This window comes from Sphaerotilus sulfidivorans (assembly GCF_013426975.1).
In the GTDB taxonomy this organism is placed as follows: Bacteria; Pseudomonadota; Gammaproteobacteria; order Burkholderiales; family Burkholderiaceae_C; genus Sphaerotilus; species Sphaerotilus sulfidivorans.
In genome coordinates, this window is sequence record NZ_JACCPY010000004.1 from 1 (window position 1) to 24,220 (window position 24,220).

General features: G+C 71.1%; 17 protein-coding genes. 4 read left to right on the forward strand and 13 right to left on the reverse strand.

What is annotated here, in order from left to right; translation table 11 throughout:
- The coding region (locus tag HZU84_RS03305) for an ISAs1 family transposase (protein ID WP_180692776.1) at positions 1-496 on the forward strand (496 nt) is incomplete at its 5' end.
- On the opposite strand, the gene HZU84_RS03310 is transcribed toward HZU84_RS03305, so the two are convergent.
- The 3 genes from HZU84_RS03310 to uvrA all read right to left on the reverse strand — a co-directional run bounded on the left by HZU84_RS03310 (position 483) and on the right by uvrA (position 6,701).
- Complete coding sequence (locus HZU84_RS03310) at positions 483-668, reverse strand: DUF5615 family PIN-like protein (protein WP_149502306.1); 186 nt, start codon at positions 666-668, stop codon at positions 483-485. The two genes, HZU84_RS03305 and HZU84_RS03310, sit on opposite strands and share 14 nt — an antisense overlap.
- Positions 665-895, reverse strand: coding sequence for a DUF433 domain-containing protein (locus tag HZU84_RS03315; RefSeq protein WP_149502307.1), 231 nt, complete (start codon positions 893-895; stop codon positions 665-667). Before HZU84_RS03315 ends, HZU84_RS03310 begins: the two co-directional genes overlap by 4 nt.
- Positions 896-971: 76 nt before the next feature.
- Complete coding sequence (gene uvrA, locus HZU84_RS03320; protein WP_149502308.1) at positions 972-6,701, reverse strand: excinuclease ABC subunit UvrA; 5,730 nt, start codon at positions 6,699-6,701, stop codon at positions 972-974.
- 196 nt (positions 6,702-6,897) lie between these two features.
- Between uvrA and HZU84_RS03325 the strand changes: the two genes are divergently transcribed.
- Positions 6,898-9,072 carry a glycoside hydrolase family 9 protein gene (locus HZU84_RS03325; RefSeq protein WP_180692777.1) on the forward strand — a complete coding sequence of 725 codons (2,175 nt, stop codon included), beginning with the start codon at positions 6,898-6,900 and terminating at the stop codon, positions 9,070-9,072.
- A 21-nt stretch (positions 9,073-9,093) separates the two neighbouring features.
- Here the strand turns inward: HZU84_RS03325 and HZU84_RS03330 are convergent, their stop codons facing one another.
- The 10 genes from HZU84_RS03330 to HZU84_RS03375 form a co-directional block, all read right to left on the reverse strand.
- The gene (locus HZU84_RS03330; protein ID WP_219340837.1) at positions 9,094-9,585 is read right to left on the reverse strand and encodes a SixA phosphatase family protein; all 492 of its coding nucleotides are present in this window, start codon (positions 9,583-9,585) and stop codon (positions 9,094-9,096) included.
- Positions 9,586-9,827: 242 nt separating this feature from the next.
- Positions 9,828-10,379 (reverse strand): hypothetical protein, encoded by a 552-nt coding sequence (locus HZU84_RS03335; RefSeq protein WP_149502311.1) that lies wholly within the window; start codon positions 10,377-10,379, stop codon positions 9,828-9,830.
- Positions 10,380-10,580: 201 nt separating this feature from the next.
- Positions 10,581-12,656: an acetoacetate--CoA ligase gene (locus HZU84_RS03340; protein ID WP_149502312.1), complete on the reverse strand. Its 2,076-nt coding sequence runs from the start codon at positions 12,654-12,656 to the stop codon at positions 10,581-10,583.
- Between the two features lie 93 nt (positions 12,657-12,749).
- Complete coding sequence (locus HZU84_RS03345) at positions 12,750-14,570, reverse strand: ABC transporter substrate-binding protein (RefSeq protein ID WP_244954387.1); 1,821 nt, start codon at positions 14,568-14,570, stop codon at positions 12,750-12,752.
- Positions 14,571-14,632: 62 nt separating this feature from the next.
- Positions 14,633-15,457: an orotidine-5'-phosphate decarboxylase gene (pyrF, locus tag HZU84_RS03350; RefSeq protein ID WP_149502313.1), complete on the reverse strand. Its 825-nt coding sequence runs from the start codon at positions 15,455-15,457 to the stop codon at positions 14,633-14,635.
- Between the two features lie 23 nt (positions 15,458-15,480).
- Positions 15,481-16,857, reverse strand: coding sequence for an adenylosuccinate lyase (gene purB, locus HZU84_RS03355; RefSeq protein WP_149502314.1), 1,377 nt, complete (start codon positions 16,855-16,857; stop codon positions 15,481-15,483).
- Between the two features lie 133 nt (positions 16,858-16,990).
- A complete protein-coding gene (locus tag HZU84_RS03360; RefSeq protein WP_149502315.1) occupies positions 16,991-17,887 on the reverse strand; it encodes a DUF7092 domain-containing protein in 897 nt (298 codons plus the stop codon).
- 96 nt (positions 17,888-17,983) lie between these two features.
- Positions 17,984-19,093 (reverse strand): DUF898 family protein, encoded by a 1,110-nt coding sequence (locus tag HZU84_RS03365; RefSeq protein ID WP_149502316.1) that lies wholly within the window; start codon positions 19,091-19,093, stop codon positions 17,984-17,986.
- A gap of 116 nt (positions 19,094-19,209) precedes the next feature.
- A complete protein-coding gene (locus tag HZU84_RS03370; protein ID WP_149502317.1) occupies positions 19,210-20,292 on the reverse strand; it encodes a M48 family metallopeptidase in 1,083 nt (360 codons plus the stop codon).
- Positions 20,279-21,412 (reverse strand): YjgN family protein, encoded by a 1,134-nt coding sequence (locus HZU84_RS03375; RefSeq protein WP_149502318.1) that lies wholly within the window; start codon positions 21,410-21,412, stop codon positions 20,279-20,281. The genes HZU84_RS03370 and HZU84_RS03375 overlap by 14 nt, the downstream gene beginning before the upstream one ends.
- A gap of 133 nt (positions 21,413-21,545) precedes the next feature.
- Here HZU84_RS03375 and HZU84_RS03380 point away from each other — a divergent pair, with 133 nt between their 5' ends.
- Both HZU84_RS03380 and HZU84_RS03385 read left to right on the forward strand, forming a co-directional pair.
- Positions 21,546-22,589 (forward strand): SPFH domain-containing protein, encoded by a 1,044-nt coding sequence (locus tag HZU84_RS03380; RefSeq protein ID WP_149502319.1) that lies wholly within the window; start codon positions 21,546-21,548, stop codon positions 22,587-22,589.
- Position 22,590: 1 nt separating this feature from the next.
- Entirely contained in the window at positions 22,591-24,219 is a 1,629-nt protein-coding gene (locus HZU84_RS03385; protein ID WP_149502320.1) for a DUF4178 domain-containing protein, read from the forward strand.
- Position 24,220 lies beyond the last annotated feature (1 nt).

The window sequence follows — 24,220 nt, forward strand, 5'->3', positions numbered from 1 at the left end:
CGAGCTGGAGCAGGCCCTGCCCCAGGTCACCGTGGTGGACAAGGGCCACGGCCGCATCGAGACGCGCCAGTGCGTCGTGGCCCACGACGTGAGCGCGCTGGGCGAGGTGGCGGCACAGTGGCGCGGTCTGCGCAGCGTCGGGCGCATCAGGAGCACGCGCGAGATCGTCAACGGCCGGGCCAAGGGCGAGGCGGCCACCGAGTGGCGTTACTACATCAGCAGCACGCAGCTCAGCCCCGAGCGGTTCGAGGCCGCGGTGCGCGCGCACTGGGGCATCGAGAACCAGTGCCACTGGGTGCTGGACATGACCTTCTCCGAAGATGACTGTCGCATCCGCGTGGGCGACGGGGCCGAGAACTTCGCCATCCTCAGGCGCATGAGCCTGAACCTGCTCAAGCAGGAAAAATCCAGGAAGACCAGTCTCAACATCAAGCGCCAGAAGGCCGCCTGGAGCCCGAAGTATCTGGAGACCGTGCTCGGCATCAGCCCGACGTAGGGGATCGGGCTTCATGCAATCGCCCTGAGTCGTGCGCACGGGCGTAGGTCCAGACGGCATGGTCGTTCGCGCCGGACAAGTCGAGCAGATCGACCTGACTCGACCCCGGATACACCGCTTGCAGTGAGGGCACCAGCCGCCGCGACAGATTCTCGTCCAGCAGCAGCTTCACGCGGCGCGTACCCAGGCGGTGTGGCGCTCGCGGTCGGCGGCGTAGGCGAGTGCGGCTTGAATGTCTTCCGGGGTCAGTTCGGGGAAGTCCGCGATGATCTCGGCGGTGGACATGCCGCTGGCGAGCCACTCCAGCACGTCGTACACGGTGATGCGCAGGCCACGGATGCATGGCTTGCCGCCACGCTTGCCAGGCTCCAGGGTGATCCGGTCGCGGTAGTTCGGCATGGGACAGGCTCCAGAACAGGTCAGGTGGGGTGACTGTAGCGCGTGGGCGCGATGGACGGCGGAGGGTATCCGCGTGTCAACGCTTCAAGACCGCCTTCAGCGCCACCCCCGTATGACTCCTGCTCTTCACCACCGCCTCCGGCGTGCCGGCCACCACCACGCGCCCGCCGCCTGAGCCGCCGTCCGGCCCCAGGTCGACGATCCAGTCGGCCTCGGCGATGACGTCGAGGTCGTGCTCGATGACGATGACGCTGTGGCCGGCGTCGACCAGGCGGTGCAGCACGCGGATGAGCTTCTCCACGTCGGCCATGTGCAGGCCCACCGTCGGCTCGTCGAGCACATAGAGCGTGTGCGGCGCCTTCTGGCCACGGCGGGTCACGTCGTCGCGGACCTTGCTCAGCTCGGTGACCAGCTTGATGCGCTGGGCCTCGCCGCCGGAGAGCGTGGGCGAGGGCTGGCCCAGCGTCAGGTAGCCCAGGCCGACGTCCTGCAGCAGCTTGAGCGGATGCGCGATGCTCGGCATCGAGGCGAAGAACTCCACCGCCTCGTCGACCTCCATCTGCAGCACGTCGCCGATGCTCTTGCCCCGCCAGGTGACGGCCAGCGTTTCGGGGTTGAAGCGCGCGCCGAAGCACTGGTCGCACGGCACCTTCACGTCGGGCAGGAAGGCCATCTCGATGGTGCGCATCCCCTGGCCCTCGCAGGCCGGGCAGCGGCCGTCGCCGGTGTTGAAGCTGAAGCGTCCGGCGGCATAGCCGCGCGCCTTGGCCTCCAGCGTCTCGGCGAAGAGCTTGCGGATGGTGTCCCAGAAGCCGATGTAGGTCGCCGGACACGAGCGCGGCGTCTTGCCGATCGGCGTCTGGTCGACCTCCAGCACCCGGTCGACATTGCTCCAGCCGTCCAGCCCGGCGCAGCCGACCCAGGCCGGGCGCTCGCCGGCCTTCTTGCCGGCGGCCTTGTGCGTCACCACCGCCTGCACGTTGCGCAGCAGCACGTCGCGCGCCAGCGTCGACTTGCCCGAGCCCGACACGCCGGTCACCGCCACCAGCCGCGCCAGCGGCACCGCCACGTCCACGCCCTGCAGGTTGTGCAGCGTCGCGCCGCGCAGCGAGAGCGCGGGCGTCTCGGCGTCCACCGGGCGGCGCGGCCGGGTCGGGTGCTTCAGCGGCGCGTTCAGGAAGCGGCCGGTCAGCGAATCGGCATTGGCCTTCAGCTCGTCCGCGGTGCCCTGCGCGATCACGCGGCCGCCGCGCTTGCCCGCGCCCGGTCCGATGTCGATGATGTGGTCGGCGCGGCGGATGGTGTCCTCGTCATGCTCGACCACCACCAGCGTGTTGCCGCTGCGGCCGAGCTGGTGCAGCGCATCGAGCAGGATGCGGTTGTCGCGCGGGTGCAGGCCGATGGTCGGCTCGTCGAGCACGTAGCACACGCCCTGCAGGTTGCTGCCGAGCTGCGCGGCGAGCCGGATGCGCTGCGCCTCGCCGCCGGAGAGCGTGGGCGCGGCGCGGTCCAGCGTCAGATAGCCCAGCCCGACCTGGCCGAGAAAGGCCAGCCGGCTGCGGATCTCGACCGCCACGTCGCGCGCGATCGCGGCCTCGCGGCCGTCGAGCTTGTGGCCGTCGAGCCAGCGCCGGGCGTCGTCGACCGACTTCGCCGCCACCTCGGCGATCGAGGCGTCGCGGAAGCGCACCGCCTGCGACACCGGATTGAGCCGCGCGCCGCCGCAGGTGCTGCAGGGCTGGTCCTCCAGGCCCTCGACCTCGGGTTCGGCAAAGGTCTTCTCGCGGCCCTTGTCGTCGTCGGTCTGGCTGTCGTCCAGCGCCTTGCGCTGCTCGCGGGTCAGCGCCAGACCGGTGCCGACGCAGTCCGGGCACCAGCCGTGCTTGCTGTTGTAGCTGAACATGCGCGGGTCCAGCTCGGGATAGCTGGTGGCGCACTGCGGGCAGGCGCGCCGGGTCGAGAAGACCTTGGCCTTGCTGCGGAAGGCGCTCGACTGGAAGCCGGCCTCCAGCGACGCGGCCAGCGCCTTGGCGCTGGTGCCGGCGGACTTCAGCGGCGTCAGCAGATGCAGCACGCCCTTGCCGTGCTCCAGCGCCTCGGCCAGCGCGCGGCGCAGCTCGGCCTCGTGGTCCACGTCGACCAGCAGGCTGGCCACCGGCAGCTCCAGCGTGTGCTCCTTGTAGCGGTCGAGCTTGGGCCACTTGTCGGTCGGCAGGAACTCGCCGTCGACCCGCAGCTGGGTGTAGCCCTTGCCCTTGGCCCATTTCGCCAGGTCGGTGTAGAGGCCCTTGCGGCCGATGACCAGCGGCGCCAGCAGCCCGATGTGCTGGCCGCGGTACTCCTTCAGCAGCTGCGAGGCGATGGATTCCGGCGTCTGCGGCCGCACCGCGACCCAGGTGTCGGGCGGCGCATGGAAGTCGCTGCAGGCCGGGCAATACTGCACCCCCAGCTTCACATAGAGCAGGCGCAGGAAATGCCAGACCTCGGTGGTGGTGGCCACCGTGCTCTTGCGGCCGCCGCGCGACAGGCGCTGCTCGATGGCGACGGTGGGCGGAATGCCCCACACCGCGTCCACCTCCGGCCGCCCGGCGGGCTGCACGATCGAGCGCGCGTAGGCGTTCAGGCTCTCCAGATAGCGGCGCTGGCCCTCGTTGAACAGGATGTCGAAGGCCAGCGTCGACTTGCCCGAGCCCGACACGCCGGTGATGACGCTGAACTTGCCGCGCGGAATGTCGACCGACAGGCCCTTGAGGTTGTGCTCGCGGGCGTTGACGATCTGGATGGCGTCGCTCTGCGCCGACTGGGCGCGCGCCCGGTCGCGGCGGGCCTTGGCCAGCGTCTGCAGCGGCACGCCTTCCTCGGCGCTCAGCGCGGCGGGCTGGCCGAGCTGGCTCTCGTACTCGCGCAGCGCCCGGCCGGTGTGGCTGGTGGGGTGCGCGCGCAGGTCGGCCGGCGTGCCCTCGGCGACCAGCTCGCCGCCGGCGTCGCCGCCGTCGGGGCCGAGGTCGACGATCCAGTCGCTGGCGCGCACGACGTCCAGGTTGTGCTCGATCACCAGCAGGCTGTGGCCGGCCTCGAGCAGTTTGCGGAAGGCCCGCATCAGCTTGGCGATGTCGTCGAAATGCAGGCCGGTGGTCGGCTCGTCGAACAGGAAGAGCGTGCCCTTCTTCGCCACCTTCTGCCGGCTCGCGGTGGCGTTCTTGGCGGCCTCGGCCAGGAAGCCGGCCAGCTTCAGGCGCTGCGCCTCGCCGCCGGAGAGCGTCGGCACCGGCTGGCCGAGCTTGACATAGTCCAGCCCGACATCGGCCAGCGGCTGCAGCGCGCGCACCACCTCGCGGTCGTCGGCGAACAGGCGCACCGCATCACTCACCGTCAGCTCCAGCACGTCGGCGATCGACATCGCCTTGCCCAGGCGCGTCAGCTGCACCTCGCGGATCTCGGCGCGGTAGCGGGTGCCGTCGCAGTCCGGGCAGCGCAGGTAGACGTCCGAGAGGAACTGCATCTCCACATGCTCGAAGCCCGAGCCGCCGCAGGTCGGGCAGCGGCCGTCGCCGGCGTTGAAGCTGAACATGCCGGCGCCGTAGCCGCGCTGCTGCGCCTCGGGCAGCGCGGCGAACAGCTCGCGCACCGCGTCGAAGGCGCCGACATAGCTGGCCGGGTTGGAGCGCGCGGTCTTGCCGATCGGGCTCTGGTCGACGAAGACCGCGTCGGTGAGCTGCTCGGCGCCGAGCAGGCGGTCATGCTCGCCCGGCGATTCGGTCGCCTGGCCGAAATGGCGCGCCAGCGCCGGCGCCAGCACATCCTGGATCAGCGTCGACTTGCCCGAGCCGCTCACGCCGGTGACGCAGACCAGCCGCTGCAGCGGGAACTCGACCGTGACGTTCTTCAGGTTGTGCTGGCGCGCGCCCTCCAGGATCAGCCGCGGCGTGCTGTCGAGCACCGGCCGCGCCAGGCCCAGGCCGATGGTGCGCCGCGCGCCGAGGTAGGCGCCGGTCAGCGTCTCGGCGCCTTTCAGCTCGTCGGGCGTGCCGTCGAAGACGATGCGCCCGCCCTGGGTGCCGGGGCCGGGGCCGAGGTCGATGATGCGGTCGGCCGCCAGCATCACCGCCGGGTCGTGCTCGACCACCACCAGCGTGTTGCCCGCGTCGCGCAGCCGCGCCATCGCCTGGTTGATGCGGTCCATGTCGCGCGGGTGCAAGCCGATCGACGGCTCGTCCAGCACGAAGAGCGTGTTCACCAGCGACGTGCCTAAAGCGGTGGTCAGGTTGATGCGCTGCACCTCGCCGCCGGAGAGCGTGCGGCTCTGCCGGTCCAGCGTCAGATAGCCCAGGCCGACGTCGCAGAGGTATTTCAGCCGGTGGCGGATCTCGTCCTGCAGCAGCTCCAGCGCGTCGTCGAGCAGCTGCGAGGGCAGGGCGAGCGTGTCGAAGAACTGCCGCATGCGCGCGATCGGCATCAGCATCAGGTCGTGCAGGCTCAGGCCGGGCAGGCTTTCCAGCTGCTCGCGCGACCAGGCCACGCCGACCGGCAGGAAGCGCTTCGCGGGCGCCAGCACCGCGTCGGCCTCGGCCTTCTCGCCCAGGCGCCACAGCAGCGATTCCAGCTTGAGCCGCGCGCCGCCACAGGCGCCGCAGGGCGTGTAGCTGCGGTACTTCGACAAGAGCACGCGGATGTGCATCTTGTAGGTCTTGCTCTCGAGGTACTCGAAGAAGCGGCGGATGCCGTACCAGTGCGTCTTCCAGTCGCCGTTCCAGTCCGGCGCGCCGTCGATGACCCAGGCCTGCTGCGCCGGGCTCATCTGGTTCCAGGCGGTGTCGCGCGGGATGCCGGCATCGCCGGCACAGCGCATCAGGTCGGCCTGGCACTCGGCCCAGGCCGGCGTCTGCAGCGGCTTGACCGCGCCGCCGCGCAGCGTCTTGCGCCCGTCCGGAATCACCAGCCCGAAGTCCACGCCGATCACCCGGCCGAAGCCGCGGCAGGCCTCGCAGGCGCCATAGGCCGAGTTGAACGAGAACATCGCCGGCTGCGGATGGCCGTAGCGGCGGTCGGACTCGGGGCAGTGCAGGCCCTGGCTGTAGCGCCAGATCTCCTGCGCCTCGTCCGCGCCGGCGTAGACATTGCAGCGGCCGCTGCCGCGTTTCAGCGCCGCCTCCAGCGCCTCGACCACGCGGCCTTTCTCGGCGTTCGAGAAGCGGAAGCGGTCGGCCACCACATCGAGCACCTTGCGCGGCCCGGTCGGCGTGGCGACCTCGCGCTCGGCCTGCACCCGGGTGTAGCCGCTGGCGGCCAGCCACTGCGCGATCTCCTCGGGCGTGACGCTGCCGGGCAGCTCGACGGGGAAGGTGACGACCAGGCGCGGATCGCCCGCGGCCTCGCTGCGTGCCTTCAGGTCGGCCCAGATGCTCTGCGGGTCGTCCTCGCGCACCGGCCGCGCGCTGTCCTGGTCGAACAGGCGTGCGGCGCGCGCGAACAGCAGCTTCAGATGATCGTTCAGCTCGGTCATCGTGCCGACCGTGGAGCGGCTGGTGCGCACCGGGTTGGTCTGGTCGATCGCGATGGCCGGCGGCACGCCTTCGACCGCGTCCACCGCCGGGCGGTCCATGCGGTCGAGGAACTGGCGCGCGTAGGCGCTGAAGGTCTCGACGTAACGGCGCTGTCCTTCGGCGTACAGCGTGTCGAAGACCAGCGACGACTTGCCCGAGCCGCTCGGGCCGGTCACCACCGTCAGCTCACCCGTGCGGATGTCGAGGTCGAGGTTCTTCAGGTTGTGCTGGCGCGCACCACGGATACGGATCAGGCCGGACATCGCGGGAGGTCTCTCTGACGGGCGAAACGGAACATTCTAGGGATGGCCCGTACCGCAGGGCGGGTCCGGGTCTCTGCGGGTCGGACAGGACGGATCGGCTTGATGCTGATCATCCACAAATGGAAAAAATGCAATCTGTCGCACAATGCGGCCCGGCTGCCGTGAACGAGTGCACGGGCCATCTTCGGGGGATCTCATGAACACCATGTTCCTGCGGCCGCGCGCATGCGTCGGCCTGTTGCTGCTGCTGGGTGCCGGGGCGGCGCCGGCCGTGCCGTCGGCCACCGTGCCGTGGATCAAGGTCGACCAGTTCGGCTACCAGCCGGCGATGCAGAAGGTGGCGGTCGTCGTCGATCCTCAGGCCGGCTTCAACGCTGCCGAGGCCTTTGCACCGGGCACCGGCAGCGGCCAGTACCAGATCCGCCGCTGGGCCGACGATGTGGTCGTGCACACCGGCACGCTGCAGCCCTGGAAGAGCGGCGCCACGCACGCGCAGTCCGGCGACCGCGGCTGGCACTACGACTTCTCGGCGCTGACCGCCGCCGGCGCCTACTACATCTGGGACAGCGCGCGCCAGGTCGGCTCGGGCCGCTTCGAGATCGGCCGCGCGGTCTATGCGCCGGTGCTGCGCCATGCGGTGCGCATGTTCTATCACCAGCGCCTGAACCACGCGAAGGTCGCACCCTACGTGGACGCACGCTGGGCGGACGCCGCCGCCTACGAGCGCCCGGGCCAGGACCGCTCGGCCACCAGCCGCTGGGCCAAGGGCCAGGCCGCGACCGCGCGCGATCTCTCCGGCGGCTGGATGGATGCCGGCGACACCAACAAGTACGTGACCTTCGCGCAGTCGGCGGTGCTGCAGCTGCTCGACGCCTACCGCATGAGCCCGGCGGTGTTCCGCGACGACTTCGGCATTCCCGAGTCCGGCAACGGCCTGCCCGACCTGCTCGACGAGCTGAAGTGGGAGCTGGACTTCCTGCGCCGCATGCAGGACGCCAGCGGCACGCATGGCCTGTTCCTGAAGGTCGGCGTCGACAACTACACCGACATCTCGCCGCCGAGCGCCGATGCGCGCCCGCGCTACTACCTGCCCGAATGCACCTCGGCGACACTGGCCGGCGCGGCGATGTTCGGCGCGGCCCATGTCGTCTATCGCGGCTTTGCCTCGCAGGCGGCGGGCGCGGCCGATCTGCTGGCGCGCGCCGAGGCCGCCTGGGCCCGCGCGAAGCTCACCACCAGCGGCTTCACCGTCTTCCAGACCGCCTGCGACGACGGCGACATCAAGGCCGGCGACGCCGATGTCGACGCGCAGGGCCAGCTCGAGTCCTCGGTGCTGGCGGCCATCGCGCTGTATGAGGCCACCGGCAAGGCCGAGTACCGCGCCCATGTCGAGGCGAACTACGCCCGGGTGCGGCCCTACAACATCTGGTGGTGGGGTCCGTACTGGGCGCCGATGCAGGTGGCGCTGCTGCGCCACGCCGGCCAGCCGGGCGTGGCGGCCAGCGTCGCGTCCAACCTGCGCAGCCAGAAGTCCTGGCAGAACGGCGTCATCTCGCTGACCGACTTCAACGGCGGCGCCAACGGCACCGATCTCTACCGCGCCCATCTGGCCGACGCCGAGTTCAACTGGGGTCACAACATGACCCGCTCGAACGCCGGCCTGATCAACCTCGACTTCGAGGCCTTCGGCATCAACAGCACCAGTGCTGCGCTCTACCGCCGCATCGCCGAGCAGCATCTGCACTGGCTGCACGGCGCCAACCCGATGGGGCTGGTGATGCTGTCGAACATGGCGTCGGCCGGTGCCGAGTCCTCGCTCAGCGAGATCTATCACACCTGGTTCGCCAACGGCACGGTCTGGGACAGCACCAGGACCTCGGCGCGCGGCCCGGCGCCGGGCTATCTGGCCGGCGGGCCGAACACCACCTACACCGGCAGCGTCGCCGGCCTGGCCAGCCAGCCTCCGCAGAAGGCCTACAAGGACTGGAACACCGGCTGGCCGGAAAATTCCTGGGAAGTCACCGAGCCGGCGATCTACTACCAGGCCGCCTATGTGCAGCTGCTGGCGCGGCTGATGGGCACCGCCGACACCCAGGCGCCCACCGCACCGGCCCGGCTCACCGCCTCCGCGATCACCCGCAACAGCGCGACCTTGAGCTGGAGCGCCGGCCGGGACAATGTCGGCGTGGTCGGCCACGACCTCTACAGCGGCTCGACGCTGCTGGGCGGCGGGCTGCTCGGCACCTCGCGCCTGATCACCGGCCTCAGCTGCAACACCAGCTACACGCTGACGCTGCGCGCCCGCGACCTGGCCGGCCAGGTCTCGGCCGCCAGCACGGCGCTGACGCTGAAGACCGCGGCCTGTTCCTGAGCGGCGTCCGAGCCCCTCACCTCAGCCCATCAGCGCGCAGGGAATCGACCACAGCAGCCGCCCCGGCGTGCTGCGGTCCGGCTCGATCTCCAGGCAGGTGAGCGAGGCCTTCTTGATGCGCACGATCGGCAGCTCGCTGCCCAGCAGCCGGCTGATCAGCAGCGACAGGTCCGGCTCATGGCCGACCAGCCACAGTGGGCCGTCGGTCTGCGCGGCCTGCTCGCGCAGACCGGCCAGCGCCTGCGCGGTCGGGGTGTCGATCTTCAGCCAGTCGACCACCTGCGGGCGCGGGCAGTCGGGCAGCTCGTCGCAGAACTGCACCGCGGTCTCCAGCGCGCGCACCAGCGGGCTGCACAGCAGCCGCGCCGGCAGCAGCGTCTGGCGCTGGCAGAAGCGCGCCACCGCGCGGGTCTGGCGATGGCCCTTGTCGATGAGCGTGCGGTCGGCGTCGACGGGGGCCAGCAGCCGGTCTTCGGCAGTGGCATGGCGAAGGAAGAAGATCTGCTGGGTCACGGGGCCGGTCCGAAAACGACAAGGGACCGCAGAGTATGCGGTCCCGGGGTGATACCGGCGTGACGGTGGTGTGACGAGGAGGCTGTTGGAATCCGTCTCTGGATCCGGATCGACCGGGGGTCCGATTCTGGCGCTCTCTGCACCTCGGCCCCATGGCGAAGGAATCTCGACAGATTCCAACAGCGCCATCCCCGGTGCGACCTGCCCGCCGGGGCCGGCCGCACGGGTTCCTTATCGGCGTCTCAGAGCTGCAACTGCAGCATGACGCTCACTTGTGCGCGGTTCTGGCCGGGCGCGGTGCCGACCTCGACCTGCAGCTGGGTCTGGTTCGAGACCTGCCAGTTCAGGCCGGCACCGGCGCCGACCTGCAGCGCACGGCCCGGCTCGTCGCGGCGGGTCTTCATTTCGGTCTCGATGCGGCCGTAGGCGCGGGTGCGCGCGGTGATCGGCAGCTCGGCGATGGTGCTGCCGCGCAGCCGTGCCGGCGTGCGGCCCGAGGCCGCCTGCGGCGCGCCGAAGCTGGCGATCTGGCCGTTCCAGCCGCTGCGCGGCTGCACCGGCTCGGTGTAGCGAACCCGCACCTGGCGGCCCAGACGGGTCTCGCCGGTGACGCCGCTGCTGCCCTGGGCGTTCGCGCCCTTGGGCTGGGCCAGCGCCTCGCCGCTCAGCAGCGAGCCGCCCATCAGCATCAGCATCGTGGCCACCGATCCCGGCCGCCGGCGCACCAGACGCACCGCGCGGCGCATGCGGCTGGCGGTGCGGTGCAGGACATGACGGGGGTGACGGCTGGGCATGGCCGTGATTGGCGCATGGGCCGTCCGCGCGGGCGTAACCAGATCTGGAAATGATCGGTTTTGCCAGACCCGGTCATTCCTGCGCTTTTTCACCCTCTTTCGGATGAAAGCGTGACATATGCCCATCCGGGCCGGGATTTTGCCGGCGCGGCGATTGTTTCATTTGCCGGCGGTTTCGATGCGTCTGGTAACTGGATTGCCTCAGATGGATACAGGATCGGCCGCGGGCGACTGCGCCGCCAGGCCCTCGAGCCATTCGACGATGCCCTGCGGCTCGACCGCATCGCGGTTCATCACCGCCGAGGCCGGCTCGCCCTGCAGCATGCGGCGCACCGGCAGCTCCATCTTCTTGCCGGAGAGGGTGCGCGGCACCGCCGGCGCGGCCAGGATGCGGTCGGGCAGATGGTGCGGCGAGACCTGGGTGGCGATCTGCGTGCGGATGCGCTCCTTCAGCGGCTCGTCGAGCATCACGCCGGGCATCGGCACCAGCAGCAGCACGATCTCGCCGTCGGGATCGCCCTCGCGATGCAGGTCGACGACCAGGCTGTCGGCCACGCCGGGCAGCGCCTCGACCACCCGGTAGATCTCGGTGCTGCCCAGGCGCACGCCGCGGCGGTTCAGGGTGGCATCGCTGCGGCCGAGAATGACCGCGCCGGTGCGGCCCTCCTGCGGATGCGGCACCAGCCGGATCCAGTCGCCATGGCGCCAGACCGCCCCGATGCCGTCGCGGCCGGGATAGGTGCTGAAGTAGCTCTCGATCAGCCGGCGGTCGCCCTCGTCCTTCCAGAAGTAGAGCGGCATCGAGGGCATCGGCCGGGTGCAGACCAGCTCGCCGACCTCGCCGATCAGGCTGTCGCCGCGGCCGTCCTCGCGCGGCGGGCCCCAGGCCTCGACCGCGGCGCCCAGGCAGCGGCACTGGATCTCGCCGGGCGGGTTGTCCAGCGTCGGCAGACCGGCGACGAAGGCCCCGGCGAAGTCGGTGCCGCCGGCGATCGAGCTGACCCAGATCGGCCGGCCGTCGACCGCCGGCAGCTGCTGCTGCAGCCAGGCATGGACCTCGGCCGGCAGCGGCGAGCCGGTCGAGCCGATCGCGCGCAGCGCCGACAGGTCGGCCACCCGGGCCGGCTCCAGCCCGGAGCGCGACATCGCGGTCAGCACCGAGGCGCCGGCGCCGAAGTGGGTCACGCCGGTCTCGGCGGCGAAGCGCCACGGCAGGCTCCAGTCGGGCGCGTCGCTGCGGCCGGCCGGGTGGCCGTCATGCAGCGCGATGGTGGTGCCGCCCAGCAGCGCGCCGACCTGCAGGTTCCACATCACCCAGCCGCTGGAGGTGGCCCAGTGGAAGACATCGCCGGTGTCGACGCTGGCCCCGAGGTTGTTGTGCAGCACATTGAGCTTGAGGTGCTCGAGCATCACGCCGCCGTGGCCGTGCACGATCGGCTTGGGCAGGCCGCTGGTGCCGCTGGAGTAGACGATCCACAGCGGATGGTCGAAGGGCAGCCACTCCGGCTCGAAGTTCCACGGGTTGCCGGCCAGCAGCGGGCGCAGGTCCCAGGCGCGCCGGCCCGGCGCGGCGAACTCGTCGGGCTCGGCATCGCGGTCCAGGCAGGGCCACAGGATCATGTGCTCGACCGTGGGCAGGCCGTCGAGCAGCATGTGCAGCAGCGGGCGGCGGTCATGGTCGCGCCCGCCCCAGGTGCTGCCGTCGCAGCCGATCAGCACCTTCGGCCCGATCTGGCGGAAGCGGTCGAGCACCGCGCCGACACCCATGTCGGGCGAGCAGATCGACCAGATCGCGCCAAGGCTGGCGCAGGCCAGGAAGGCCACCACCGTCTGCGGCGTGCTGGGCAGGTAGGCGGCGACCCGGTCATTGCGGCCGACGCCCATGCCGCGCAGCGCCACCGCCAGCGAGGCCACCTCGCGGCGCAGCTCCGGCCAGCTCACCCGCAGCGTGCGCCCGGCCGCCTGCAGCATCTCGTTGCGGAACAGGATGGCGGGCAGGTCGGCGCCGTGCGCTTCGTCGGCATGGCGGAAGACCTGGCGGGCGTAGTTGAGCTGCGTGCCCGGAAACCAGACCGCGCCCGGCACCCGCCCGTCGGCCAGCGCCACCACCGGCTCGACCGGCGACTCGATGTCGAACCAGTCCCACAAGGCGCCCCAGAAGCCTTCCGGGTCATCGACCGACCATTGCCAGAGATCGTCGTAGTCGTCGAAATGCCGCCGGCGCTCCAGCGCCAGCCAGTGGAGAAACGCGGTGATCCGGGCCTCGGGGTGCGCCATGGTCGGGTCCTGTCCTGATGTGGGTTGAATTTGCCAACTTTTTATCAGAAATGCCCGGAACGGCCCGGTTTTGCGCGGGGTGTCGGTGGGCTGTCAGGCTTCGATGTCCACCGTGCTCCACCAGTTCAGCCAGAAGGGCGGGCGCCGGTAGCCGACCACCTGGCGGTGCATCAGGTCGGTGACCATGCGGTGCACGTGGTAGCGGTAGGGTGCGTAGGCCAGCATCAGCCGGTTGGCCTCGCGGAAGGCCTCGAGCCGCTCGGGGCCGTCGGGCAGCGCGGTCAGGCGGTCGTAGACCCGGTCGAAGGCCGGCAGCACGAAGCGGGCGAGATTGCCCTTGCCGACCGAGGCGCTGTAGCCGCGCTCCAGCGCGCCCTGGCCGTCGGGCGAGCCTGCCGACGAGCCCACCCGCCACATCATGAACTTGCCCGAGCGGGTGGACTTGAGGTTCTCGCTCCACTGGCCGACCTTCAGCTCGACCCGCAGGCCCAGCGCGTCCATGTTCTTCTTGTAGATCTCGTCGAGCTGGCGACTGGTCTGGTCGGACTGCGACAGCATCACCAGCGTGAGCTTCGTGCCGTCGGGGCGTTCGCGCCAGCCGTCGCCGTCGCGGTCGCGCCAGCCCCAGGTGTCGAGCAGCGCCCGGGCGCGCGCCGGATCGAAGCGGCCCTGCTCGGTGCGCAGCAGCGGGTCGAAGCCGTAGGTGCCCGGCGTGATGCCGGCCTGCGCGGGAATGGCCTCGCCGCGCCGGCCCAGGCGGATCTCGCGCGGGATGTCCAGTCCCAGGCAGATCGCGCGGCGCAGCGCCACCTGCTCGGGCGTCAGGCCGCCGACCACCGGGTCTTCCATGTTGAAGACGGTCAGCGTGACATCGCTGGCGGCGACCCGGCTGTGGCGGATGCCCTTCTTGGCCAGATGGGGCGCGAGTTCGCCCTTGACCAGCGCCTGCGGGATGTAGTCGGCCGGCACCCGCTCGAGCAGGTCCTGCTCGCCGTTCAGGAAGGCCAGCCAGCGCGGCTGCGCCTCCTCGATGATGGCGATCTCGACCCGGTCGATCATCGGCAGGCGCCGGCCCTTGAAGCGCGCCAGCAGCGCCTGGCCCTCGGCGTCGTCGGGGTTGGGCTGCGCGTCGTAGCGCAGGTCGCGGTAGCCGGTGAAGCGCTCCATCACGATGCGCGAGCTGCGCCGCCACTCGGCCAGCCGGAACGGGCCGGTGCCGATCGGGTGCTCCATGATGCGGTCGCCGTAGGCCTCGACCACCTCGCGCGCCATCGCCGGCAGGCCGGTGAGGGTGTAGAGGAAGCGCGGGCGCGGCTCGCGCAGGCGGATGCGCAGCGTGTGGCGGTCGATCGCGGTCAGGCCCTCGACCGGCCGGTCGTAGTCGAAGGGCTGCTTCGACTTCAGCGCGGCCTCGCGCAGCTCGCGCAGGCCGATGATGCCCTGCTCCTCCAGCGAGCTGTGGCCGGGGCTCTTGGTCGCCGGGTCGTAGAAGCGCTTGATCGTGTAGATGTAGTCCTCGGCGACCAGCTCGCGGGCGCGGCCCTTGAAGGCCGGATCGTCGTGGAACAGGATGCCCGGGCGCAGCTTCAGCGTGAAGCTGCGGTGATCGTCGGCGATCTCGGGCAGCGCCAGCGCGGTGCCGGGCCGGATCAGGAAGGGCCGGGCCAGCGGGTCGTAGTCCAGCGGGGACTCGAAGACATGCGCGGTGATGGTCAGCGAGTAGACATCGCTGAGCTGGACCGGATCGAAGCCGGTCTCGGCGGCCGGGAAGGCGTAGCGCAGCACCTTCGGCGCGCTGCCGCCGCCGCCGTCGCCGTCGGGTCGGGCCGGGGCGGCGTGCAGCCAGTCCGGGGTGCCGGTCAGTCCGGCGCCGGCGGCGGCACCGGCCAGCAGATCACGTCGCGTCAGGGTCACGGCAGCGGCTCCAGCAAAGGCATCGCCGCCGATTATCGTCACCCCGGGCGCCGTGCTCCGGTTCAGGCCCGCGCGGCGTCGAGCTGGTCGCGGGTGGCCATGGCCACGCGGCGGGCCGCTTCGGCGAAGTCCTCGCCACGGCTGGCATAGAGGACCGCGCGCGAGCTGTTGACGACGATGGTGCCCTGCGCGGTCAGGCCTGCGCGCACGGTGGCCTCGGCGTCGCCGCCCTGCGCGCCCACGCCCGGAATCAGCAGCGGCAGCGTCGGCGCGATCTCGCGCACCCGCGCGATCTCGGCGGGGAAGGTGGCGCCCACCACCAGGCCGATCTGGCCGGTGGCGTTCCACTCGGTCTGCGCCAGGTGCGCCAGGTGCTCGAACAGCCGCGGCTGGCCGGGAACGTCGGCCAGGCGCTGCATCTGCCAGTCGTTGCCGCCGGGGTTGGAGGTGCGGCACAGCAGGATCACGCCCTTGTCCGCGTAGGCCAGGAAGGGGTCGATCGTGTCGCGGCCCATGAAGGGCGACAGCGTCACCGCGTCGGCCTGGTAGCGCACGAAGGCCTCGCGGGCGTACTGCTCGGCGGTCGAGCCGATGTCGCCGCGCTTGGCGTCCAGGATGACCGGCACGTCGGGCGCGACCGCCTTCATGTGCGCCATCAGCCGCTCGAGCTGGTCCTCGGCGCGGTGCGCGGCGAAGTAGGCGATCTGCGGCTTGAAGGCGCAGACCAGATCCTTCGTCGCGTCGACGATCGCCGCGCAGAAGTCGAAGATCCTCGAGGCGTCGCCGGCCCAGGCGCCGGGAAACTTCGACGGCTCCGGATCGAGGCCGACGCACAGCAGGGACTGGTTCTGGCGCGTGGCGCGGGCGAGCTGGTCGGTGAAGGTCATCGCGGGACTCCGGCAGCCGGGGGTCAGACGCGCTGCGCCAGCGCGGTGGCCAGGCCGGTGTAGCTGCCCGGCGTCATCGCCAGCAGGCGGTCCTTCTCGGCCTGCGGCAGGTCGAGCGCGGCGACGAAGCCGCGCATCAGCTCGGCGGTCATCGGCTGGCCGCGGGTGAAGGCCTTGAGCTGCTCGTACGGCTCGGGCAGGCCGTAGCGGCGCATGACGGTCTGGATCGGCTCGGCCAGCACTTCCCAGGCGCTGTCGAGGTCGGCGGCCAGCGCGGCCTCGTTGAGCTCGAGCTTGTCCAGGCCGCGCATCAGGCTGTCGCAGCCCAGCAGCACGTAGCCCAGCGCCACGCCCATGTTGCGCAGCACGGTCGAGTCGGTCAGGTCACGCTGCCAGCGGCTGACCGGCAGTTTCTGCGCCAGGTGCGTCAGCAGCGCGCTGGCGATGCCGAAATTGCCTTCCGCGTTCTCGAAGTCGATCGGGTTGACCTTGTGCGGCATGGTCGAGGAGCCGACCTCGCCCGCCTTGGTCTTCTGCTTGAAGTAGCCCAGGCTGATGTAGCCCCAGACATCGCGCGCCCAGTCGATCAGGATGGTGTCGACACGGGTGAAGGCGTCGAACAGCTCGGCCATGTAGTCGTGCGGCTCGATCTGGATGGTGTAGGGGTTGAAGCTCAGGCCCAGCGCGCCCTCGACCACCTGGCGGCTGAAGGCTTCCCAGTCGTGCTCGGGATAGGCCGAGAGGTGGGCGTTGTAGTTGCCGACCGCGCCGTTCATCTTGGCCAGCAGCCTGACGCCGGCGATGCGCTCGCGGGCGGTCTTCAGGCGCGCGACGACGTTGGCGACTTCCTTGCCGACGGTGGTCGGGCTGGCGGTCTGGCCGTGGGTGCGGCTGAGCATCGGCACCGCGGCGAAGGCGTGCGACATCGCGGTCATCTTGGCGATGATGCGGTCGAGCATCGGCAGCATCACCTCGTCGCGCGCGCTCTTGAGCATCAGCGCGTGGCTGGTGTTGTTGATGTCCTCGCTGGTGCAGGCGAAGTGCACGAACTCCTGCATGCGCTCGAGTTCGGCGTGGCCCGCGATGCGGCGCTTGATCCAGTACTCGACCGCCTTGACGTCGTGGTTGGTGGTCTTCTCGATGTCCTTGATCGCCTGGGCGTCCTCTTCCTTGAAGTGGATGACCAGCGAGCGCAGCAGGCCGCGGCTGGCCTCCGACAGCGCCGGGAATTCCTTGAAGCCGGCGTCCGACAGCGCGATGAACCACTCGATCTCGACCTGCACGCGGCGGTGCATCAGGCCGTACTCGCTCAGCAGCGGGCGCAGCGCGGTGAGCTTGCCCGCATAGCGGCCGTCGAGCGGCGACAGGGCGTTGAGGGCGGTGAGCTGGGAGAAGGGCATGGTGGGACTCGGGCGGGCTGGTCAGGTGCGGGCGCGATCAGGCGCGGCACGCGCGGAACCGGGGGTCGCGAGGCGATCCGGCGCGAAGGCAAAGGCGGGATTTTACGGCGGCGCCCGAGCCACCGCCCTGTGTTCAGCGCGAGCGATCGAGCGGCAGCCAGCGCGACAGCACCGGCCAGGCCACCGCGACGGTGGCGCTGAAATCCTCGAAGACCAGTCCGAGCAGCAGCGAGGCCGGCTCCTGGCGGGCCAGCGTGCGCAGGCCCTGGCGGCGCTGCACCTGCTGGAGTTCGCGGCACAGGGTGTCGAGCAGCGCCGGCGCAGCCTCGCCCGCCGGGCCGAGCCGGTCGTCGGTGATGACGATGGTGCCGCCGGGCAGGCCGAAGGCGCTGGGCGCGCCGAGCTGGCCGCGGGCGCGGAACTGCGCCTCCCACGGCGAGGACGCCGCCGCGGGGCAGTGGCCGGCGGCCTGCTTTTCCAGCCGCCTGCGCAGGTCTTGCTGCTGCGTCGCTGGCAACTGGCTGGGCTGCAGCCAGCCCTGGTCGAGCCGGCTGAGCATTTCGCGGCCGATGTGGCGGTCGATCTGCGCCGGCACCCGGTCGACCAGGCGCTCGGCCGTGGCAGGGAGGGCCAGCCAGGCCATCAGCATCGCGATCAGCGCCAGCGCGGCCTGGCGGCGGCGCCGCCCTCTGGGACGCTCGACGATCTGGGGCAGGGCGAGCCACTGTTCGAGCCGCGCATCGGTGGGACAGTCGAGCATCGCGCCGTCAGGCAGCGTCAGCAGCATCCGGCCGGAGCTGCTGCGGTGGCCGATCCGGACCTGCGCGGCGGCCGGGCGCTCGGAAAAGCCCTGGCCGGCGATCTGCAGTGCACCGCCCTCCAGGCTCAGCGTGACCGGCTGCGGCGCGCGGGTGGCGCTGCCGAAGTAGTCGCCCTGCAGGCGCCAGTCGCTGCTGTCCTGCCGGCCGCCGTCCTGATGTTGCCGGCCTGCGGCCCGGAAGGCTCCGGTGCCCGCATGTGTCACGCCCATCCTGTTCTCCCCGTCGATGGAAGACCCGCCATCATCGACATCACTCTAGCCGCCGCAGGGCGCGCTGGCAGTCCCCAGGAGGGTGGATGGATTGTTTCAATTCGTCCCGGGCAGACGGCTCAGGGTGATCGACTCCAGGCGCAGCCGGGTGGTGGCGACCACCGCATGCGGCCAGTACAGTCCCAGCGTCAGCACGCACAGCAGCAGGTTCTTCAGCGACAGCAGCAGCAGGCGCGACAGCGGCAGATGGCAGGCGAAGCGGTACTGCGGGCTGAGGGTGTGGTTCCACAGCAGCGTCTGGGTGCCGGCGACCAGCCAGGCGCGCAGCGCCAGCAGCAGCATCATGTCCAGCAGCAGGCCGGTGAGCATCGGCGCGGCGGCCAGCAGGGTGTCGATCCAGGTCGCGAACAGCAGGTTGACCAGCAGCGCCCCGGCCAGCCCGGCCAGCACCCCGCCGTGCAGGCGGTAGAAGTGGCGGGGCTCGACGCTGGCGTCAAGCCGGGTGCGCTCGGCCTGCGCTGCCGGGCCGGTGCCCGCGTCTGCCCCTGCGCCCGCGTCTGCGCTCAGGCCGAAATTCGCATGGCGATAGCGGCTGTGCCGGGCATGCAGCCACGGCAGCAGCGCCAGCAGTGCCAGCAGCGCCAGGCTGACCAGCGCCGGCACCAGCCAGCCGCCGCCGTCATCGAATTCGGCCTGCGGTCCGGCCAGCAGGGCCTGGCCGACCAGCAGCACCGCCAGTGGCGCGGCCGCGGGCAGGAAGACCGCCCGTGCGCCGGCCGCATCGCCGTGAAAGGCCAGGCGCCGGCCCCGCCAGCGGGTGTGCTCCAGCCGCCAGCGCAGCGAGCGCATCATCAGCGTCGGCCAGAACGGCAGCGCGGCCAGCAGCAGCAGCGCCGCGCCCAGCGGCATCTCATGGGCGATCAAGATGTAGAGCAGCAGCACCGCGCACAGCAGCAGGTGAGGGCGCAGCATCTCGCGGCCGTCGCCGTCGAAGTCGAGCGCCTCGCCATCGACCTGCGTGTGCTGGCGAAAGAAGCGCAGCCGGTGCGCCCGCGCAAAAGGCAGGTAGAGCCCGAGCGTGATCAGCGTCAGGCCCAGGTTGCGCAGCCACAGCCGGGCATAGTCCCGCCCGGAGGCGGTGAAGCGGATCGGCAGCGTCTGCCCGGTGCCCGTGTGGTGCTGGTCTGGATCGGATGTGTTGGTCATGTGCGCAGGCCCCCCCGGCGGTGCCGGGCCGCTTTATAAACAAATCCGCAGCGGGTCTGGTGGGAACCTGAAGGCCGGAGCGTCGAAAAGCGTTCGCCGGCGTGCTGCAGCGCGCATCAGCGCGCGTCCGCGGCCTGCTGGAAGCGGGCGATGCGCTCGGCATCGGCCGGATGGCTGGCCAGCGCGATCGGCGGCGCGTTGTCGCGGCCCGTGCCGTCCGGGCCGGCCAGGCGCTCGAACAGCGTGACCATGACGGCCGGCGACAGACCGGCGGCGCGCAGCAGCACGATGGCCTCGTCGTCGGCCTCGCGCTCGGCCTCGCGCGAGTAGGCCAGCTGGCCCAGCAGCAGCGGGATCTGGCCCGCCAGGCTGCCGAAGTCGCCGAAGAGCACGCTGCTGGCCGCGCCCAGCAGCGTGGCCTGCACCAGCAGCCGCATGCCGTGGCGGTGGCGCACATGGCCCGCCTCGTGCGCGAGCACGCCCAGCAGCACATCCTCGCGGTCGTGCAGCAGCTCGACCAGCGCATCGGTCACCAGGATCGTGCCTCCGGGCAGGGCCAGCGCGTTCGGGCCGAGTTCGGCCTGCTCGCGGCTGCGGCACAGCCGCACCTGCACCGGCACCGGCGCAGGTCCGCCCTGATCGGCGCGCTGCTGCTGCGCCCGGGTCAGCGCCTCGCCGAGCCGCTGCGCAGTGGTGTCCGGCAGGCGGCTGGGCTCGCACCAGTGCTGGTCGATCTCGGCCAGCGTCGCCTGGCCGATCGAGGCATCGACCGATTCCGGCAGCAGCACCAGCACGCCGCGCGCCAGCAGCGGCAGGCCCAGCGCATGCATCAGCCCGAGCGCCAGCACGCAGGCCAGCAGCGCCAGGGCGGTGGCGCGCCAGCTCTGCTGCAGCCGCTCGATCCATGGCCGACCGCCCGGGCGCTGCAGCGCCCACCGGTCCCAGGCGGCGCCCTGGTGGCAGTGCAGCTGGCCGCCGTCGGGCAGGTGCAGCAGCCGAGGGCCGTGGCGCTGGTGTTCGGGCCAGTCCAGGCGGTCGGCCGCATGCTCGCCGATGAGCTGGCCGCTGCTGCTGTCGAGAATGCGCAGGCGCAGGCCGTCCGGGGCCTGCACCAGCACCAGGCTGACCGACCGGGCGGCCGCGCTGCGGCCGTCGAAATGCGCGACCGGCGCGGCCAGCGGGCGCTCAGAAGGCGACATCGATCCCCAGCAGGTCGTCGGCGGCCTCGCCGATGGCGCCGGGCTCGCGGGTCGCCGGCGTGCCGAGGAAATGCTCGACCGGGCAGTCGGTGGTGATCGACATCGCCTCGAGCTTCATGCGTGCGGCCGCCACCGCGGCGAACGGCCAGTACAGGCCCAGCGTCAGGCCGGTCAGCATCGCGTTCTTCAGCAGCAGGCCCCACAGCGCGCTGAACGAGAGCTGGCTGGCGAAGCTCAGATGCCGGCTGCGCACATGGTTCCAGAGCAGGTTCTGCATCCGGGCGCCGGAATAGGCCATCATCAGCGTGACCAGCGCCAGATAGGCCAGCGGTCCGAGCACGAACATCGCCGGCGGCAGCACCATCGACACCGCCATGCTGAGCAGCCCGATGCCCAGGCCGGCGGCGATCATCAGCAGCATCGACTTGGCGCCGAGCTTCCAGAGGTCGCGCACCCGCACGCCCTCCAGCCGGCTCTGCTCGCCGGCGAAGGTGCAGTGGTCGAGGCGGTAGCGCATCAGCCGCAGCAGGATCCAGGGGCCGCAGGCATAGAGGCCGAGCATCGCCGTCAGGAAGAGGCCGATCAGCCAGACCGGCGGGGCGGTCAGCTCGCCCTCCGCCGGGGCGTCCGGCGCCAGGATCGGGCTCAGCGCCAGCACCGTGCCCAGCAGCACGATCAGCGGCAGGAAGACCCGGTAGGCCTCGGCGACCGTGCCGACAAAGCCGAAGCGCAGCCCGCGCCAGCTGGTCTGGCCGAGCCGGAAGCGCAGCGCCGAGCACAGCAGCCAGGGCCAGGCCAGCGTGCCCAGCAGCGCGGCGCCGACCGCCAGCAGCGGCGCGAACTGGCTGCCCACCAGATAGATCAGCAGGGCCGCGCCGACGATCAGATAGCCGCGCAGCATCTTCCACGGGTCGCCGTGAAAGGCCAGCGGCGCGCCGTCGATCAGCGTGTTCTCGTGGAAGTAGCGCAGCTGCCGGGCCCGGGCGAAGGGCAGATAGAGCCCCAGCGTCACCACGGTCAGCAGCAGGTTGACCACCCAGATGCGGAAGTACTCGCTGCCCGAGGCGGTGAAGCGCAGCGGCAGCACGCGCGAAGACTGGCCGATGTCCGGTTCCGTCATGGATCGCTCCCTCCCTGATGCAGGCTCAGGTTTTTCACTTTATAGCGCGCGCACCGGCCGCAAACGATGAATTTCCTGTTGGCTGCGTATGATCCTGATCAGAACCTCTCCCCCTGTCCGTCCGGAGTGCGCCATGTCGCTGTTCGATTTCATCCGCAAGCAGTTCATCGATGTCCTGGAGTGGACCGAGACCGGCGACGGCACGCTGGCCTGGCGCTTCCCGATGGCCGACAACGAGATCCAGAACGGCGCGTCGCTCACGGTGCGCGAGTCGCAGATGGCGGTCTTCGTCAACGAGGGCCAGGTGGCCGATGTCTTCGGCCCCGGCCTGCACCGGCTGACGACGCAGACGCTGCCGCTGCTGACCAACCTGAAGCACTGGGACAAGCTCTTTGCCTCGCCCTTCAAGAGCGATCTCTATTTCTTCAGCACCCGCCAGCAGGTCGATCAGCGCTGGGGCACGCAGCAGCCGGTGACGATCCGCGACCGGGACTTCGGCGCGGTGCGGCTGCGCGCCTTCGGCAACTTCGCGTGGCGGCTGGTCGATCCGCGCGCCTTCATGAAGGAGGTGTCGGGCACGCGCGAGCGCTACACCGCCGCCGAGATCGACGGCCAGCTGCGCGGCTTCCTGCTGCAGCACCTGTCGGACGCGGTGGCGCAGTCCGGCATTCCCTTCCTGGATCTGGCGGCCAACCAGGTCGAGTTCGCCGCGCGGCTCAAGGAGGTCACGGCGCCCGAGTTCGCCCGCCTGGGCCTGAGCCTGGAGACGGTGACGCTGCAGAACATCTCGCTGCCGGAGGAGCTGCAGAAGATTCTCGACCAGAAGATCGGCATGGGCATGATCGGTCAGAACATGGGCCAGTTCATGCAGTACCAGGCCGCGCAGGCCCTCCCGAAGTTCGCCGAGAACGCCGGCCAGGGCAGCGGCATCGCCGGCGACGCGATGGGTCTCGGGGCCGGCATGGCGCTGGGGCATACGATGGCGCAGGCGATGCAGCAAGGGCTTCAGCCCGCCGCTGCGGCCCCCCTGGCGCCGGCGGCCGCGCCGGTCGTCGCGCTCCAGCCCGACGAGATCATGGCCACGCTGGAGAAGCTCGCCGACCTGAAGGCCAAGGGCATCCTCACCGACGAGGAGTTCACCGCCAAGAAGACCGAGCTGCTGAAGAAGCTGGTCTGAGGTGGCCGAGACCTACCGCGCCTATCGCGCGGCCTGCCCGAACTGCGGCGCGCCGGTCGAGTTCCGCTCGGCGGCCTCGGCCAGCGCGGTGTGCGGCTACTGCCGCTCGACGCTGGTGCGCGAGGGCGAGGCGCTGCGCCGCATCGGCGAGAGCGCCGAGCTGTTCGACGACCACTCGCCGCTGCAGCTTGGTGTCACCGGGCGCTGGCAGGGCGTGGCCTTCACGCTGGTCGGGCGCCTCCAGTACGCCTATGCCGACGGCCGCTGGACCGAGTGGCATGCGCTGTTCGATGCCAGCGACCTCGGCCAGGGGCTGCGCAGCGCCTGGCTGTCGGAGGACAACGGCGCCTACGTGCTGGCGCTGGACCGGCCCCTGAACGACCGCGTGCCGCAGGCCGGCACGCTGTTTCCCGGCCAGAAGGCGCTGATCGACGGACGCGCCTGGGAGGTCGCCTCGGTGGTGCAGGCCCATGTGCATGCCGCCGAAGGCGAGCTGCCGCGCCCGCCGCAGCCCGCCGGGCCGGATCACGCCTTCGTGATCGCCGACCTGCGCAATGCCCAGGACGAGGTCGGCACGCTCGACTATGCCGAGCCGGCGCGGCCGCACTGGTCGGTCGGCCGCGCGGTGCGGCTGGCGGAGCTGCAGCTCGCCGGCCTGCGCGGCTTGGGCAGCGAGAAGACGCTGGCCGGCCGCAGCATCGACTGCCCGAGCTGCGGCGCCTCGCTGGAGATCCGGCTGGACAGCACCCGGTCGGTCACCTGCGGCCAGTGCCGTGCGGTGGTCGACGTGTCGCAGGGCGTCGGTGCCGATCTGGCGCACTTCGCGCAGAACGCGGTCACCGAGCCGCAGATCCCGCTGGGCACGGTCGGCACGCTGGCGCTGGGCACGCCGCAGCCGCTGCCCTGGCAGGTGATCGGCTACCTGGAGCGCTGCGACCTGCCCGCGCCGGGCAGCGACGACGAGCAGACCTTCTGGCGCGAGTACCTGCTCTACCACCCGACCGAGGGCTTCGTCTTCCTGGTCGACACCGAGGAGGGCTGGAGCTGGGTGCGGCCGCTGACCGGCGTGCCGGTGGTGCAGGGCGACCGCGCGACCTGGGCCGGCGCCCGCCATGCCAGGCGCTGGCACTACCGCGCGAAGACGGTCCATGTGATCGGCGAGTTCTACTGGCGCCTCCGCCGCGACGAGCCGGTCGAGGTCACCGACTACGAAGGCGAGGGCCCGAACCGCCGCAGGCGCCTGAGCCGCGAGCAGACCACCGGCCCCGGCGGCGGCGAGATCACCTGGTCGGCCGGCGAGACGCTGGAGGCGCGCGCGGTGGCCCAGGCCTTCGGGCTGGACGCGCAGGCCGGTGCGGCGCTGCGGCGCGATGCCGCGCCGGTGGCGGCCGGCGCCAAGGGCAGCGGCCTGGGCTGCGCCGGTGTCATCATCCTGATCCTGCTGATCCTGTTCGTCGTGCTGCTGATCGCACGCTGCAGCGAGGATCGCTGCGACGAGATCCGCAGCACCTTCGGCCCGGCCAGCGCCGAATACCAGCAATGCCTGGCACGCCAGCGCACCTCGTCCGGCAGCGGCGCCTACGGCGGATCGTGGGGCAGCGGCGGTGGCGGGGGCGGCGGCCACAAGTAAG

Excerpts from the sequence above, each read along its gene's own strand:
- pyrF (WP_149502313.1), bottom strand. The coding sequence starts at position 15,457 with ATGACCTTCACCGACCAGCTCGCCCGCGCCACGCGCCAGAACCAGTCC.
- HZU84_RS03325 (WP_180692777.1), top strand. The coding sequence starts at position 6,898 with ATGAACACCATGTTCCTGCGGCCGCGCGCATGCGTCGGCCTGTTGCTG.
- HZU84_RS03360 (WP_149502315.1), bottom strand. The coding sequence starts at position 17,887 with ATGGGCGTGACACATGCGGGCACCGGAGCCTTCCGGGCCGCAGGCCGG.
- HZU84_RS03380 (WP_149502319.1), top strand. The coding sequence starts at position 21,546 with ATGTCGCTGTTCGATTTCATCCGCAAGCAGTTCATCGATGTCCTGGAG.
- HZU84_RS03335 (WP_149502311.1), bottom strand. The coding sequence starts at position 10,379 with ATGCCCAGCCGTCACCCCCGTCATGTCCTGCACCGCACCGCCAGCCGC.
- HZU84_RS03315 (WP_149502307.1), bottom strand. The coding sequence starts at position 895 with ATGCCGAACTACCGCGACCGGATCACCCTGGAGCCTGGCAAGCGTGGC.
- uvrA (WP_149502308.1), bottom strand. The coding sequence starts at position 6,701 with ATGTCCGGCCTGATCCGTATCCGTGGTGCGCGCCAGCACAACCTGAAG.
- HZU84_RS03375 (WP_149502318.1), bottom strand. The coding sequence starts at position 21,412 with ATGACGGAACCGGACATCGGCCAGTCTTCGCGCGTGCTGCCGCTGCGC.
- HZU84_RS03340 (WP_149502312.1), bottom strand. The coding sequence starts at position 12,656 with ATGGCGCACCCCGAGGCCCGGATCACCGCGTTTCTCCACTGGCTGGCG.
- HZU84_RS03370 (WP_149502317.1), bottom strand. The coding sequence starts at position 20,292 with ATGTCGCCTTCTGAGCGCCCGCTGGCCGCGCCGGTCGCGCATTTCGAC.
- HZU84_RS03365 (WP_149502316.1), bottom strand. The coding sequence starts at position 19,093 with ATGACCAACACATCCGATCCAGACCAGCACCACACGGGCACCGGGCAG.
- purB (WP_149502314.1), bottom strand. The coding sequence starts at position 16,857 with ATGCCCTTCTCCCAGCTCACCGCCCTCAACGCCCTGTCGCCGCTCGAC.